The sequence below is a fragment of the Propionivibrio sp. genome (assembly GCF_017995515.1).
Lineage (GTDB): Bacteria > Pseudomonadota > Gammaproteobacteria > Burkholderiales > Rhodocyclaceae > Propionivibrio.
The window spans coordinates 1-15,455 of sequence record NZ_JAGOIT010000084.1; the positions used below are offsets into that span (position 1 = coordinate 1).

10 protein-coding genes and 2 pseudogenes are annotated in these 15,455 nt (G+C 62.7%); 6 read left to right on the plus strand and 6 right to left on the minus strand.

Annotated features, from left to right (window positions below):
- From KBA32_RS13020 to KBA32_RS13025, 3 genes and pseudogenes are all read left to right on the plus strand, one after another.
- Positions 1-204 (plus strand): hypothetical protein (locus KBA32_RS13020; RefSeq protein ID WP_294359586.1); only part of this gene is annotated, 204 nt, incomplete at its 5' end.
- Positions 156-461 (plus strand): annotated as a pseudogene (locus KBA32_RS17185) (winged helix-turn-helix domain-containing protein); the annotation flags it as partial. The gene KBA32_RS13020 and the pseudogene KBA32_RS17185, both read left to right, overlap by 49 nt.
- Entirely contained in the window at positions 397-1,149 is a 753-nt protein-coding gene (locus tag KBA32_RS13025) for an IS630 family transposase (protein ID WP_294359588.1), read from the plus strand. The pseudogene KBA32_RS17185 and the gene KBA32_RS13025, both read left to right, overlap by 65 nt.
- Here the strand turns inward: KBA32_RS13025 and eno are convergent.
- From eno to KBA32_RS13045, 4 genes are all read right to left on the minus strand, one after another.
- The gene (eno, locus tag KBA32_RS13030) at positions 1,146-2,477 is read right to left on the minus strand and encodes a phosphopyruvate hydratase (RefSeq protein ID WP_367113783.1); all 1,332 of its coding nucleotides are present in this window, start codon (positions 2,475-2,477) and stop codon (positions 1,146-1,148) included. The genes KBA32_RS13025 and eno overlap by 4 nt on opposite strands.
- Before the next feature lie 358 nt (positions 2,478-2,835).
- Entirely contained in the window at positions 2,836-4,512 is a 1,677-nt protein-coding gene (fadD, locus tag KBA32_RS13035) for a long-chain-fatty-acid--CoA ligase FadD (protein ID WP_294359590.1), read from the minus strand.
- Between the two features lie 262 nt (positions 4,513-4,774).
- A complete protein-coding gene (locus KBA32_RS13040) occupies positions 4,775-8,074 on the minus strand; it encodes an exodeoxyribonuclease V subunit beta (protein ID WP_294359591.1) in 3,300 nt (1,099 codons plus the stop codon).
- Positions 8,075-8,467: 393 nt separating this feature from the next.
- The gene (locus tag KBA32_RS13045) at positions 8,468-10,384 is read right to left on the minus strand and encodes an MFS transporter (protein WP_294359593.1); all 1,917 of its coding nucleotides are present in this window, start codon (positions 10,382-10,384) and stop codon (positions 8,468-8,470) included.
- Positions 10,385-10,568: 184 nt separating this feature from the next.
- Between KBA32_RS13045 and leuS the strand changes: the two genes are divergently transcribed.
- The 3 genes from leuS to holA are packed head-to-tail and all read left to right on the plus strand — an operon-like array spanning position 10,569 to position 14,754.
- The gene (gene leuS, locus KBA32_RS13050) at positions 10,569-13,196 is read left to right on the plus strand and encodes a leucine--tRNA ligase (protein WP_294359595.1); all 2,628 of its coding nucleotides are present in this window, start codon (positions 10,569-10,571) and stop codon (positions 13,194-13,196) included.
- A 15-nt stretch (positions 13,197-13,211) separates the two neighbouring features.
- Entirely contained in the window at positions 13,212-13,742 is a 531-nt protein-coding gene (gene lptE, locus KBA32_RS13055) for an LPS assembly lipoprotein LptE (RefSeq protein WP_294359597.1), read from the plus strand.
- A 7-nt stretch (positions 13,743-13,749) separates the two neighbouring features.
- Complete coding sequence (holA, locus tag KBA32_RS13060) at positions 13,750-14,754, plus strand: DNA polymerase III subunit delta (protein WP_294359598.1); 1,005 nt, start codon at positions 13,750-13,752, stop codon at positions 14,752-14,754.
- 117 nt (positions 14,755-14,871) lie between these two features.
- On the opposite strand, the gene KBA32_RS13065 is transcribed toward holA, so the two are convergent.
- Together KBA32_RS13065 and KBA32_RS13070 are read right to left on the minus strand one after the other, a co-directional pair.
- Complete coding sequence (locus KBA32_RS13065) at positions 14,872-15,111, minus strand: hypothetical protein (protein WP_294359600.1); 240 nt, start codon at positions 15,109-15,111, stop codon at positions 14,872-14,874.
- A gap of 186 nt (positions 15,112-15,297) precedes the next feature.
- Positions 15,298-15,455: pseudogene (locus KBA32_RS13070) on the minus strand (IS5/IS1182 family transposase); the annotation flags it as partial.

The following is a 15,455-nucleotide window of genomic DNA, read 5'->3' on the forward strand; positions in this document are numbered from 1 at the left end:
GCCCACAAGCTCCACAGCGCTCAATCCAATCGATATAAAATCCGGGAAAGTCAAAACCAAATCCCCGGCACCGGCCTTAGCTTATTCCTCCCCGGTGACTGTCCAAACGACCGGGACCACCGCAGTCGGCTGGCCGAACCTGATGCCTTATTCCAATGCGCGATAGAAATGGTGCGCGAAAGGCAAGCGGAGCAGATCAAGTAGCGTCGGCGCGTGAGTTGTTGCGCACGGCGAAGACGGCCAGGGTCATCGGCCGGTCGATTGGGGCGACGTGCAATTTGCGTACGCGTTACAGCAAGGGGGGCGTGGTGGTCGTGCCTCCCCTCAGGGAACAGATCGCTGAACGACTGGGCAAGCCGGTTGCGCTATCGACGATCTATCGGATGCTGGCGCGCAATGGCTGGCGCAAGCTGGCGCCTGACACGGCCCATCCCCAGGGAAATCCTTCGGCGCGTGAGGACTGGAAAAAAACTCCAGGGGAACCTGGATCAGATCGTGGCGAGCTGGAACAACGACCGGCCGCTGCGGCTGATGTTCCAGGACGAGGCGCGTTTCGGACGCATCCCGGACACACGCTACTGTTGGTGCCGTCGCCCAGTTCGACCGCTCGTCTATGCCATGGTAACGCAGCAATATATCGACGCCTATGGCGTCGTCAGTCCTCAGGACGGTTGCTTCGATAGCCTGGTGCTCCCTCATGGCAATTCCGACTGCATGCAAATCTTCAGGGACGAGATCGCCTGCCGCCACCCCAACGACAACATCACCATGGTTCTCGATGGTGCTGGCTGGCACAAAAGTACGGAATTTCAGCTACCCGACAATCTGCGCTTGCTCTTCCTGCCACCGTATTCTCCAGAGCTGAACCCGCAAGAGCACCTCTGGGACGAGCTCCGAGAAAAGCATTTCCACAACCGCGTCTTCGACAGCATCGATGCCCTTGAAGATCAACTCGTCAGTGCGCTACGCAACCTCGAAGACGCACCGGATCGCGTCCAGAGCATTACCGCCCGGGATTGGATTACTAATGCGGTTTCTATTGCGAACTTGAATTTCACCTCCAAGCAAGTGCGCCCTGCCGGGCGCACCCCACAAAAAAGGCACCGCCGAAGCGATGCCTTTCTGATCAGCAGGAACTGGCTGGATTAGAAGCCGGCGCCCTTGATCGACTTGAGGCCCTTGTAGATGGCCTTGGCACCGAGTTGCTCTTCGATGCGGATCAGCTGGTTGTACTTGCAGATACGGTCGGTACGCGACAGCGAACCGGTCTTGATCTGGCCGGCGCTGGTACCGACGGCGAGGTCGGCGATGAACGAGTCTTCGGTTTCGCCCGAGCGGTGCGACGAGATCACGCCGTAGCCGGCTTGCTGTGCCATCTTGATGGCGTCCAGCGTTTCGGTGACGGTACCGATCTGGTTAACCTTGATCAGGATCGCGTTGCAGGCGCCCATGTCGATGCCCTTCTTCAGGCGAACCGGGTTGGTCACGAAGAAGTCGTCGCCGACGATCTGGACCTTTTTGCCCAGCGCCTGCGTGAACTTGACGTAGCCTTCCCAGTCGCTCTGGTCGAGACCGTCCTCGATCGAAACGATCGGGTACTTCTTGCACCAGTCTTCGTAGATGGCGATCATTTCGTCGGCGGTGAACAGCTTGTCCGGATTCGACTTCCAGAACTTGTAGCCCTCGCGGCCGCCTTCGTCGAACAGTTCGGACGATGCGCAGTCGAGTGCGATGGCGATCTGCTTGCCCGGCTTGTAGCCGGCAGCCTTGATGGCTTCCATGACAACTTCCAGCGCCTGGTCGTTGGTCAGATTCGGTGCGAAGCCGCCTTCGTCGCCGACGGCGGTGACGTGGCCGCCCTTCTTCAGGATGCTCTTCAGCGCGTGGAACACTTCGGTGATCCACTGCAGGCCTTCGGAGAAGGTCTTGGCGCCGACCGGCATGATCATGAATTCCTGGAAGTCGATCATGTTGTCAGCGTGCTTGCCGCCGTTGATGATGTTGGCCATCGGCGTCGGCAGCGAGAATTCCTTGTTCTTGTGCAGCTTGGCGATGTACTTCCACACCGGCATTTTGCTGACGTTGGCGGCAGCGACGGTGATCGCCATCGAAGCGCCGAGCAGCGCGTTGGCGCCGAGCTTCGACTTGTTGGCGGTGCCGTCGAGCGCGATCATCGCGTCGTCGAGTTCGCGCTGCTTGAGCGGGTTCTTGCCCTTGAGCAGCTTGGCGATCGGGCCATTGACGGCTTCAACAGCCTTAAGCACGCCCTTGCCGAGATAGACCTTCTTGTTGCCGTCGCGCAGTTCGCAGGCTTCGAATTCGCCCGTCGAAGCACCCGACGGAACCGCTGCACGTGCGACGAAACCGTTGTCGAGCGTGATGTCGACTTCCACAGTCGGGTTGCCGCGCGAATCGAGGATCTGGCGACCGATGACCTTGGTGATCTTGACGAAGTCAGCAACCGGAGCCGCCTTCACGGCAACTTTCTTTGCTGCTGCAGCCGGCTTGGCAGGGGCAGCTTTCTTTGCGGGAGCGACTTTCTTTGCGGGAGCGACTTTCTTGGTGGGTGCAGCTTTAGCTTTAGAGGCAGTGGCCATTTTTGGATTCCAATGCAGAGGTTAATCAAGAAACGCTGTGGACAAACAACAAAAGCGTGAGTATACAACGGAATGACTATCGTTTTTTCACTCGCGACGATCGCTTTTTCCCGCACCGCCGACGATACGACAAACGAATGGCCGGCACCGCAAAGATCGACACCGGCCACTCGACGAAAAATGATTCCCGCATAGCGCCCGCTTGACGTCGATGCCGCCCTGATATCCGGCGCGATCCTTACGCGGCCTTGGCCACGTCGGCGCGCAGCTCGCGACGCAGTATCTTGCCGACGTTCGTCTTTGGCAATTCGTTGCGGAACTCGACGTGCGCCGGCACCTTGTAACCGGTGAGATTCTCGCGGCAGTGCGCAATCAACTGCGCCGGCGTCAGCGCCGGGTCTTTCCTGACGACGAAAATCTTCACCGCTTCGCCCGACTTTTCGTCCGGCACGCCGACGGCGGCGACTTCAAGCACGCCGGGATGCATGGCGACGACATCCTCGACTTCGTTCGGGTAGACGTTGAAGCCGGACACGAGAATCATGTCCTTCTTACGGTCGACGATGCGGATGAAGCCCTTGTTGTCCATCACCGCCACGTCGCCTGTGCGCAGGAAGCCGTCGGGCATCAGCACGTTGGCGGTTTCCTCCGGGCGGTTGTAATAGCCCTTCATCACCTGCGGACCACGGATGCACAGTTCGCCGCGCTCGCCCAGCGCCACATCCACGCCGTCGTCGTTGCGAATCGCCACTTCGGTCGATGAAATCGGCAAGCCGATCGCGCCGTTGTACTCGGGAATGTTGAGCGGATTGATCGTCGCCGCCGGTGACGTTTCGGTCAGGCCGTAGGCTTCGATCAGCGGCTTGCCGGTGAGCAGCTTCCATCGTTCCGCGACCGCCTTCTGCACCGCCATGCCGCCACCCAGCGTCACCTTGAGCTTCGCGAAGTCGAGCGCGTTGAATGCTTCGTTGTTGAGTAGCGCGTTGAACAGCGTGTTGACGCCCGTCACCACCGTGAACGGATACTTCGCCACTTCGGCGACGAAGGCCGGGATGTCGCGCGGGTTGGTGATCAGCAAGTTGGTCGCACCGATGCGGATGAAGGTGAAGCAGTTCGCTGTCAGCGCAAAGATGTGGTACAGCGGCAAGGCCGTCACCACCAACTCGCCGCCTTCGGTGATGGCCGGCTTGATCCAGGCGTAGGCCTGCGCCAGATTGGCGAGGATGTTGCGGTGCGTCAGCATCGCGCCCTTGGAAACGCCGGTCGTCCCGCCCGTGTATTGCAGGAAGGCGAGGTCTTCCTGCGTGACTTTCACCGGCTGGAATGACTGCCGAGCACCCTGCGCCAGCACGGCACCGAAATCGACCGAGCGCGGCAGACTCCACGCCGGCACCATCTTCTTCACATACTTGACGACGAAATTGACGATGGAACCCTTGGGGAAGCCGAGCATGTCTCCGAGGCGCGCGATGACGACATTCTTCACCGGCGTCTTGCCGATCACCTGTTCCAGCGTATGGGCGAAGTTCTCCAGGATGACGACGGTTTCGGCGCCAGAATCCTTGAGCTGGTGCTCCAGTTCGCGCGGCGTGTAGAGTGGATTGCAGTTAACAACGACATAGCCGGCACGCAGCGCACCGAGCATGGCGATCGGATACTGCAGCACGTTCGGCATCATGATCGCCACACGCGCGCCCTTCGGAAGTTTCAACACCGATTGCAGATACGCTGCGAAGCTCTTCGTTTGTTGATCGAGCTGCGTGTAGGTGATTTGCGCACCCATATTGATATAGGCGACCCGGTCGCCGTACTTCCTGGCGCTGTTTTCGAAGAGTTCGCCCAGCGACTGAAACTCGCCCAGATCGATTTCGGCGGGCACACCTTCCTGATAACTCCGCAGCCAAATCTTGTCCACGCTCAACCCCCGCTAAAAAGTTGTTCATTGATGGAATCGCCGCTGCCAAACGATCTTCTTGTGCACCACTATTGTCAGTCAGCCCGGCAAGCAACCATACGACAGCGTATGGAACGGAAAGTTCTTTCCGGTGCGTTCAAGCCGTTGATTTGTCATGCGCAATTCATGCATCACCGGCCGGCTGTGATTTCCATGTTAGGGCATGGTTGGCCGGGATGAAAGGCGGTCGGCACGCCGTCGGGCGAGCCGTGCCAACCCACCTTTAGCCGACTTCGACGACCGATCCGTCGGCAAAGATGAGCGCCCCGTGCACGGGGCGTTCCGGGAAGACAGCGGCCACGACGCTGCAATAGGCCGCTACCTGTGCGCGATACGCATCGAGCCGCCCGCTGTCGCTGCCGGAACTTTTGTAGTCGAGCACCCAAAAGCCGGAATCGAGTTCGACCAGGCGGTCGAGCCGCTGCAAGCCGCCGTCGCCGCGGGTCAGCTCCAGCTCGTTCCACGCGCGACGATAAAACGCCGGATCGAAGAAACGTTGCAGCGCCGGTGCCGCCAGCAGGCGTTCGGCGACGGGCAGGACGCGCCGGTATTCGCCGTCGTCGAAACCCATCGCCGCCCACCAGCGATCGTCGCCGGCGCCGTCGGTGCGTTTTTCCAGCAGCGCGTGCAGCAGAATGCCGAAGCGTTCCGCCGCCCCCGGCGCGACGCGGCGCTCACCGACCGCCGGCAGCGGAGCGAGTGCGTCGGCATGAACGGATGGCGTCGCCGGCCTGGATGGTGCAAGCGCCGCTTGATCCGCCGTCGGCAATTGGTCGCCGAACGCCGCGCCGGATTCGCCGCCAGCGAGCTTCTCAAGTGCGGCTTCCAGCAATCGATACGGCGTCCCATCCTTGGCCTTGGCGTTCTCGATGCCGCTGGCGATGAACACCTGACGCGCGCGCGTGATGGCGACGTAGAGCAGATTCAACTCTTCGCGCTTGGCTGCAGCCGCCTCGGCCTCGAACATCGGCTGCCGCGCTGCGCCGCGATCTTCCTTGCGTCCGAAGAACGAAAAGTGGCTGGGCGCGGCCTCCGCCGGCGGCCAATCGACGATCACATCCCACGACTCGCCGCCGCGCGGCACATCGTTGGCGCCGAGCAGCCAGACAATCGGCGCCTCCAGGCCCTTGGCGCCGTGGATCGTGAGAATGCGCACACGGCCGGCGCCGGCATCGTGCGCTGCAATCTCGCCCTCGTCCGGCGCGTCGTTGGCGTCCGCATCGCGCAGCGCGCGCAACTCGTCGATGAAGCGCGGCAGGCTCGGATAGCGCCCACCGTCAACGTCGAGCGCCAGCAACAGCAACGCGCGCAGGTTGGCTTCGACGCTGGCGGCTGCCGCCTCCGGCACGGCCATGCGATAGCGCGCCAGCACTTCACCCTGATGAAAGATGCGGTCGAGCAGATCGTGCGCCGGCAGGCGGTCGGCGGCGGGTAGCCAGTCGCCGAGCAAACGCGCGGCCCGCGCCAGTTTCGGAGACGCGTTCCCGCCGTGCACCAAGGCATTCAGCCGCTGCCACCATGACGCCTCGGAACGACGCGCCAGCTCGATCAGCTCCTCGTCGCTGCAGGCAAAAATCGGCGAGCGCAGCGTCTGCGCGAGTTTCAAATCGTCGAGCGGCGTCACGAAGAATTCAAGCAGTGCCACCACGTCACGCACTTCGAGCGCCGCCAGCAGGCCGCCGCGCGAACCGGCGTCGAACGGAATTCCCGCCGCGGCGAGCGCACGCTCGTAGCCGGCGAGATGCGTGCGCGAACGCACGAGCAGCATGAAATCGCCATAGCGCGCCGGACGCTGGACGCTCCGCCCATCGGCGCCGCGCTCGTCGATCTGCCAGGCCGGCCAATCCAACCCGACGATCTCACAGATCTTCGCTGCCAGAGCTTCGGCTTCCATGCGCCGGCGCGCGTCTTCCGGCTCGACCTCGGCCTCGATCAACGGGTTGCGCAGCCCGGTTCGCTCCGGCGCTTCTTCCGTTTCGGTATTGCCGAACAAGGGCAGCACTTCGATCCGGCCAGGCAAGGCGCCGGCAAACGAGCTTTGCTCGCGGAAGGGCATGAATTCCGGCACACCGAGGAACAAGGCGTTGACCACATCGATGATCGGCCGGGCGTTGCGCCGTGTCGCGTCCTGTTCACAACGCAGCGCGCCGAATTCGCGTTCAAGAAAATCGGCCGCCACCGCGAACAGGCGCGGCTCGGCGCGGCGGAAGCGATAAATCGACTGCTTCGGATCACCAACGAGGAAGACGACCGGACGCGACGCGTCCGAATAAGCGGCCAGCCAGGCGAGCAGGATTTGCCATTGCAGCGGGTTCGTATCCTGGAATTCGTCGAGCAGCACGTGGCTGTAGCGGGCGTCGAGTCGGGCTTGCAGGAACGCCGCGGTCTGCTCGTCGCGCAAGAGCTTGAGCACGTTCCATTCGGCGTCAACGAAATCGATCTGCCGCCGCGCCTGTTTGAATGCCTCGACGTGCGCGAGGAAGGCCGCAAACACGGCGCACGCGTCCTCATTGAAGGCGAGGATGCGCTCGGCGGTCTGGCGCTCAAGGCACTCGATCAGTCGTTCGCCCTGGCGTGCGTGCAGGTCGAGAAAGCGCAGCGCACCTTCCGGTGTGAAGCGCTTGTCGAGCGTCTTGCCCGGCTTCTTCGAGCGCAGCGTGTTTTCCTTGGTCAGAAAAACCGAACGCAAGCCTTCGAAGCAGAACGTCGGATCGACCTCGACCAGCGCGGCACGCAGATTCGCCGCCGCGTCTTGATCGCCCTTGAGTTCGCTCTTCTCGAGGAAGCCGAGATAGGCGTAAAAATCGAGCGACCATTGCGTGGCAAAGAACTCGGCCAATGCCTCGCCGGGCTCGCCGGCGCCAAGCTGATCGCGCAAGCTATCGATCACTCTCGTCGCCGCATCGCCGCCCTCATCGGCGAACGCCAGCCATTCGCTGCGCCGGTCAAGCGCACGCCGGATCAGTTGCCGCGTCGAATCGAGCCCGACGTCGCCGAGCAAGCGGACGAAGGACTGCGTAATGTCAGCGTCTGGCGTCTTCTGCAGATCGGCCGCGAAGGACTGCCAGAGTTCATCGAACAGGCGCGAGTCGGAATCGACGAGCGTCGCACCGGCCAGATTGGCCGACAGTGGCGCGGCATCGACCAGTTGCAGGAACCAGCCATGAAAGGTGCTAACCGCCAGTCCCGACTGCGCCGCCAGAACACGCTCGTACAATCCGCGCGCCGAGCGCACCAGTAAACTGTCGGCGACCACGCCGCGCTCGGCGAGAAAGTCTGCCACCTGCGTCTCGTCGCCGGTCGCAAGAAAATGCAGCCAGTCGACCACCCGCTCCTCGATCTCCCGCGCCGCCTTGCGCGTGAAGGTGATCGCCAGAATCTCGCCGGGCGCGACGCCGCCGAGCAGGAGGCGCACGATGCGCGACGCCAACAGCCACGTTTTGCCGCTGCCGGCGCAGGCTTCGACGACGACGCTGCGAGTGGGATTGAGGGCGCGGAGAACCAGAGACAAGGAGTCCGACATAATCTTTCCTGATTTTCAACTATTTTCAGGCAGGCTCATGTGGTGAGCCTGCCTGACTGTAGAGTGATCACATTGAACAACTGAAAGTAGCGGTCACGAATGAAAAAGCCGTGAAACCCCCGGAAAATCGCAAATACGGCCAAAAAACGGCAAAACACCTCCAGTTTACTTACCCACCGTCAGGCCGACTCAAGTCCGACAGGCTGCTAGAAAATACAATGAAATCAAAGCAAAGCTTCGGTTTGTCGAGCCGCATCAGGCGTTCGTAGAGGTCAATCTTTTCGCGTAGTTTTTGGAGGTTCGCCGCCATCGGAGCGCAGATAAGAAGATCCGGAAGCCGCCAGTATGGCAACACTGACGCCAAGAGACGAGCCGCAATCAGCCACGTACCGTCTACCGTTCCTCGCCGCGCAGCCCTGCCACCTCTGCCTGCAGCGCCTCCGGCGTCGCCGACTGCGGCGCGAACGCGGCGCTGGCGACCAGTCCGACCTTCGAAAACGGACGCAGATGCAAGGGATTGCTCATCGCCCGTCCGCCCTTGCGGCTGAAGAAACTGCCCCACAGGCCGCGTAGCGCCATCGGCACGACCGGCACCGGCGTGCGCCCGACGATGCGCTGGATCCCGGAACGGAAGGGAGAGAGTTCGCCCGTATCGGTGATCCGCCCTTCCGGGAAGATGCCGACCAGATCGCCGTCGGCCAGCGCCTTGGCCACTTCGTCGAAGGCTGCCTCCATCAGCACCGCATCCTCCTTGGCCGGCGCGATCGGGATCGCCTTCATGTGGCGGAAGATGAAGCCGATCAGCGGCGTGCGGAAGATCCGGTGATCCATGACGAAGCGGATCGGCCGCCGCACCGCCGCCGAGATGACGATCGGATCGACGAAGCTGACGTGGTTGCAGACGACGATGGCCGGCGCGTCGTGCGGGACGTTCTCCATGCCTTTCGTCTCAAGGCGATAGATCGAGTGCACAAGCAACCAGGCGACAAAGCGCAGCATGAACTCGGGTACCAGCGAATAGATGTAGATCGCCACCGCCGCATTGCACAACGCGGCGATGCCGAACAGCGTCGGTATCGACACGCCGTTACCCAGGAGACCCGCCGCCGCCAGCGCGCCGACGACCATGAACAGGGCGTTGAGAATGTTGTTGGCGGCGATGATGCGTGCGCGATGCGCCGGCTCGCTGCGCAACTGGATCAGGACGTAGAGCGGCACGATGAAGAAGCCGCCGAAAACACCGAGGGCGAAGAGGTCGAAGAGCACACGCCAGACGCCCGGGGCAGCGAGCAGGCCGGCGAGCGCGAGCGGGGCGGCAGCCGGTACCGTCGCCGGCGAAGCGAAGAAGAGGTCGACACCGAACAGCGTCAGGCCGATCGAGCCGAAGGGCACCAGGCCGATTTCGACGTGCTTGCCGGAGAGCTTCTCGCAGAGCATCGAGCCGAGGCCGATGCCGACGGTGAAGATCGCCAGGAGCAAGGTCACTGACGTCTCGTCGCCGCCGAGCACGTTCTTGGCGAACACCGGAAACTGCGCGAGGAAAAGCGCGCCGTACAGCCAGAACCACGAGATGCCGAGAATCGACAGGAACACGGTACGGTTGTGCCGCGCGAAGCCGATATTGCGCCAGGTTTCGGAGAACGGGTTCAGGTTCACCTTGAGTTCGGGCTCGGGCGCCGGCGCGGACGGAATCCCCCAACTGGCGGCGAACCCCGCCGCCGCAACCAGCAAACCGGCAAACGCGACCCACGCCGGATGCCCGCCGACCCCGGCGAGCAGACCGCCGGCCAGCGTGCCGACGAGAATGGCGACAAAGGTGCCCGACTCGACCAGCGCATTGCCGCCGACCAGTTCGTCCTCGGTGAGATGCTGCGGCAGGATCGCGTACTTGACCGGCCCGAACAGCGTCGAATGCAGGCCGAGCAGGCACAACGCGCCGAGCAGGACGGCAAGGCTGTGCTGGAAGAAGCCGAGCGCCGCGACGCCCATGATCAGCATCTCCAGCACCTTCACCCACCGGGCCAGCAGCGCCTTGTCGTACTTGTCGGCCAATTGGCCGGCTGTCGCCGAGAAGATGAAGAAGGGCAGGATGAAAATGCCGGCGGCGACATTGGTCAGGACTTCCGGTGCCAACGTCGTCCAGCTCGCGGCGTGAAAAGTCAGCAGGACGATCAGCGCGTTCTTGAACAGGTTGTCATTGAACGCGCCGAGAAACTGCGCGACGAAGAACGGCGCGAAACGGCGGGTTTTGAGCAGGAAAAACTGGGAATGCGGCGCTGAAGATGTCTGCGGAGTCTTTTCGGAAGCCATCGCACGCTTTCGGAATATCAAAAAAGCCGCCAGCGTAGACGAAAAATCACCGGCTGGGCGACGGTCCGTCCCTGCTGCGCAGCCGATGCCGCGCCGGCGTCTTTCGGGAAATCGGCCGTTTCAAACCGCGTATAATCCATGGCTTCGTCCGCTCCGGACCTTAACTCAGTCACCGACCCCAGCCATGCAGGAAAAATACGCCCCCGAAGACATCGAACTCGCCGCACAGGCGCACTGGAACAAGACGCACGCCGCGCGCGCCGTCGAGGACCTGACCAAGCCCAAGTACTACTGCCTGTCGATGTTTCCCTACCCTTCGGGCAAGCTGCACATGGGCCACGTGCGCAACTACACGATCGGCGACGTGCTCTCGCGTTTCCACACGATGCTCGGGTACAACGTGATGCAACCGATGGGCTGGGACGCCTTCGGCATGCCGGCCGAGAACGCGGCGATCCAGAATAACGTGCCGCCGGCGCAGTGGACGTATTCGAACATCGAGTACATGAAGGGCCAGCTCAATCGACTCGGCTTCGCCATCGACTGGGAACGCGAAGTCGCAACCTGCAAGCCGGACTACTACCGCTGGGAGCAGTGGCTGTTCACCCGCCTGTTTGAAAAGGGCCTGATCTACAAACGCTACGGCACGGTGAACTGGGACCCGATCGACCAGACGGTGCTCGCCAACGAGCAGGTGATCGACGGGCGCGGCTGGCGCTCGGGTGCGCTGATCGAGAAGCGCGAGATCCCGATGTACTACATGAAGATCACCGCCTACGCCGAGGAACTCCTCGCCGACCTCGACCAGCTCGGCGGCTGGCCGGAGCAGGTCAAGCTGATGCAGAAGAACTGGATCGGCAAGAGCGAGGGCGTGCGCTTCGCCTTCCCGTACGAGCTCGACGGCAAGGCTGACAAGCTGTGGGTGTTCACCACGCGCGCCGATACGATCATGGGCGTCACCTTTGTCGCCGTCGCCGCCGAACACGCGTTGGCCACCTACGCGGCGAAGAACAATCCCGAACTCGCCGCCTTCATCGAGGAATGCAAGCAGGGCGGCGTCGCCGAAGCCGATATCGCGACGATGGAGAAGAAGGGGATGCCGACCGGCATCTTCGTTACGCATCCGCTGACCGGCGAAAAGGTCGAAGTCTGGGTCGGCAACTACGTGCTGATGGGCTACGGCGACGGCGCCGTGATGGCCGTTCCGTCGCACGACGAGCGCGATTTCGCCTTCGCCAAGAAATACGGCCTCAAGATTGAACAGGTCATCGGTGAGAAGGGCAAGGACGGCAGCGAGAAGACCTTCTCGACCGACGCCTGGGAAGAGTGGTACGCGACCAAGGACGGCTACTGCGTCAATTCCGGCAAGTACACGGGGCTCGCCTACAAGGCCGCCGTCGACGCCATCGCCGCCGACCTGGCGGCCAAGGGCCTGGGCGAGAAGAAGGTGCAGTTCCGCCTGCGCGACTGGGGCATCTCGCGCCAGCGTTACTGGGGTTGCCCGATCCCGGTCATCCACTGTGAATCCTGCGGCGACGTGCCGGTGCCCGACGATCAGCTGCCGGTCGTGCTGCCCGAGAACGTCACCGTCACCGGCGCCGGCAGCCCGCTGGCCAAGATGCCGGAATTCTACGAATGCGCCTGCCCGAAGTGCGGCCGGCCGGCGCGGCGCGAAACCGATACGATGGACACCTTCGTCGAGTCGTCGTGGTACTTCCTGCGCTACTGCTGCCCGGACAACGACCAGGCGATGGTCGACGAACGCGTCGCCTACTGGTGCAAGGGCGGCATCGACCAGTACATCGGCGGCATCGAGCACGCGATCCTGCACCTCCTGTACTCACGCTTCTGGACCAAGCTGATGCGCGACGTCGGCCTGTTCGGCGACGAGAAGCTGGATGAGCCGTTCGCCAACCTGCTGACGCAGGGCATGGTCGTGGCGCCGACGTTCTATCGCGACGGAGAAGGCGGCAAGAAGGACTGGATCAACCCGGCCGACGTCGAACTGGCGTGCGACGAACGCGGCCGCCCGGTCACGGCGACGCTGAAGAGCGACGGCCAGCCGGTGGTCATCGGCGGCACCGAAAAGATGTCGAAGTCGAAGAACAACGGCGTCGACCCGCAGGCGCTGATCGACCAGTACGGCGCCGACACGGCGCGCCTGTTCATCATGTTCGCCAGCGCCCCCGACCAGTCGCTCGAATGGTCGGATGCCGGCGTCGAAGGCGCCTACCGCTTCCTCAAGCGGGTGTGGCGCCTCGTCTTCGAGCACGTCTCCGGCGGTCTTGTTCCGGCCTGCTCCGGTGGCGAGCTGTCTACCGAATTGAAGACTTTCCGCCGCCAGCTGCACCAGACGATCGCCAAGGTCGCCGACGACTACGGTCGGCGCAAGCAGTTCAATACCGCGATCGCCGCCGTCATGGAACTCTTGAACGCCTACGCCAGGCTCACCGACGATTCGGCCACGGCGCGCGCCGTGCGTCAGGAAGCGCTCGAAGCCGTCGCGCTGCTGCTCTACCCGATCGTGCCGCACGTCTGCGAGGCGCTCTACGCCGAGCTGAAACCCGGCCAGATGGCGGGCGTACAAGCATTCCCGAAGGCCGACGCGACGGCGCTGGTGCAGGACGAAATCGAACTCGTGCTGCAGGTCAACGGCAAGCTGCGCGGCAGCCTCTGCGTCCCGGCCGGCGCCGACAAGGCGGCCATCGAAGCTGCAGCGCTGAACTCGGAAGTGGCGAAGAAGCACCTCGAAGGCAAGGCACCGAAGAAGGTCGTCGTCGTCCCCGGACGCCTCATCAACATCGTCGTCTAGGTTGCGGAGAGCATAATGATCGCCTTCATCGGCACGCGCCTGCATTTTGGGCTGTTCCTGCTGGCCGTCGGCCTCGGTACGCTGATGGCCGGCTGCGGCTTCCAGTTGCGCGGGTCCTACTCGTTGCCCTACGAGAGCATCTATGTAGGCGGCGCCGACTACAACCTGATCGTCGCCAACATGAAGCGCGCGATCCGCAACACGGGTACGCGGCTCGCCGACTCGAAAGAAGACGCGCAAGCGACCTTCCTGCCGGCCGGCGAGAAACGCGAGGCGAAGATTCTTTCGCTCTCAAGTACCGGCCGCGTGCGCGAAAAACGCCTTGTCTACACGTACAACTACCGGGTCATCGACGGCAAGGGCCGCGACCTCGTTCTGCCGGGCAGCGTGGAACTCACGCGCGAAATCACTTACGCCGACTCGGACGTTCTGGCCAAGACGCAGGAAGAAGAACTCCTGTGGCGCGACATGGAAGGCGACCTCGTGCAGCAGCTGATGCGCCGCCTGGCCGCGGCCAAGCCGACCGCGCCGACCACGCCGGAGTAAGGCGCCGATGCTGCTCAAGGGCGAGCAACTCGCGGCCCACCTCGACCGCGACCTGAAAGCGGTCTACGTCGTTTATGGCGACGAACCGCTGCTCGTCATCGAAGCCGCCGACGCCATCCGCGCCGCGGCCCGGCGGAAGGGTTTCGACGAGCGCGAGGTACTGACGGCGATTTCTGGCTTCAACTGGAACGAACTGCACCTCGCTACCGGCAACATGTCGCTGTTCGGCGGCCGCCAGCTGATCGACCTGCGCATCCCGACCGGCAAGCCGGGCCGCGAGGGCGGCAAGGCTATCCAGGATTACTGCGCCCGCCCTTCGCCCGATGCACTGCTGCTCGTCACGCTGCCCGGCCTCGACTGGAGCGAGGAGAAGGCGACCTGGCTGAAGGCGCTAACCGAGGCCGGTGTCGCCGTCAAGCTGATCCCGCCCAACCTCGCCGAACTCCCGGCGTGGATCGCCGGGCGCCTGCGCCGGCAGCAGCAGAAGGCCGGCAATGACGCGTTGCACTTCATCGCCGAACGCGTCGAAGGCAACCTGCTCGCTGCGCACCAGGAGATACAGAAGCTCGCCCTGCTCTACCCGGAGGGCGAACTCTCGCTGCAACAGATCCAGGAAGCCGTGCTCAACGTCGCCCGCTATGATCTCGACGGCCTGCGCGAAGCCCTGCTTTCGGGCGATGTCGCGCGCCTCACACGCACGCTGGATGGTTTGCAACAGGAAGGCGAAGCGCCGCCGCTCGTACTCTGGGCGATGACCGAGGAAGTGCGCGCACTGGCGCAGGTGAAGGCTGGGCAGAAACAGGGCCAGCCGGTCGACGCGCTGCTCAAGGAAGCGCGCGTCTGGGGCGCACGCCAGTCGCTGTTCAAGCGCGCGTTGCCGCGCATCAAGGAGAGCACAGCCAACGCCGCGCTGGAAGACGCTGCACGCATCGACCGGATGATCAAGGGAATCGGTGGGGGCGACGGGTGGACCGAGTTCTTGCGCCTGGGACTCGGACTCGCCGGTCATTAGAGGCACTCTGCAGGCAAACTGCGCACGCGAACGCGATCGGCGTTCGTCGCAAATCAGACCTTCATAAAGCGGGACAGCTCGCCCGTGGGTTGTGGGCGGCAGCTCATGCCGCGCCTTTCAGTGCTTTTCGTCCGCAGGCGCATCCGGCGCCAGATGTTCCCACAGGCAGTCGTCGCGCCACTCGGCTTCGTCGTTGAGGCCCTGGCAGCACTTGCCCTGGACCAGGCACTCACCACCGCAGGTATCGGCAACCACCACCACCCGTAATTCGGGATCGACTTTTCGTTCGCCATCCCAGTAACTACAGGTGGCACAGACTTTCACTTCGGCAGGAATGATGACTTTTTTCTGATTCATGGTGAGTTAGCAACAGGTTTCGTTTGCGGTCAGAGTGTATATCTTTCCAATGGTTCCTTTAAGGAAACGCTGAACAAATCATTTCATCCGGAAGCGAGAGGTGAGTGAGGCTGATTTGATTGGAATACAAGCTGATTTTTCTGACAAATACCTGTTTTTGCGGGGTATTTTTCTCATTTTCCGTTTTCAGGACGCACCTTGGGTGTTGGCGTCGAGTAGCCAACGACGCGCCAGCACCAGATTGGCGAAGCCGAACAGGGAGAAGAGCTGGGCTGTGTTCTTGGCCAAACCGCGGTAGCGTGTCTTGCGATGTCCGAAGAGGTTCTTCACCACATGGAACGGAT

Coding starts and splice junctions, on each gene's coding strand:
- holA (WP_294359598.1), top strand. CDS start 13,750: ATGCTGCTCAAGGGCGAGCAACTCGCGGCCCACCTCGACCGCGACCTG.
- leuS (WP_294359595.1), top strand. CDS start 10,569: ATGCAGGAAAAATACGCCCCCGAAGACATCGAACTCGCCGCACAGGCG.
- KBA32_RS13065 (WP_294359600.1), bottom strand. CDS start 15,111: ATGAATCAGAAAAAAGTCATCATTCCTGCCGAAGTGAAAGTCTGTGCC.
- KBA32_RS13025 (WP_294359588.1), top strand. CDS start 397: ATGGCTGGCGCAAGCTGGCGCCTGACACGGCCCATCCCCAGGGAAATC.
- KBA32_RS13040 (WP_294359591.1), bottom strand. CDS start 8,074: ATGTCGGACTCCTTGTCTCTGGTTCTCCGCGCCCTCAATCCCACTCGC.
- KBA32_RS13045 (WP_294359593.1), bottom strand. CDS start 10,384: ATGGCTTCCGAAAAGACTCCGCAGACATCTTCAGCGCCGCATTCCCAG.
- lptE (WP_294359597.1), top strand. CDS start 13,212: ATGATCGCCTTCATCGGCACGCGCCTGCATTTTGGGCTGTTCCTGCTG.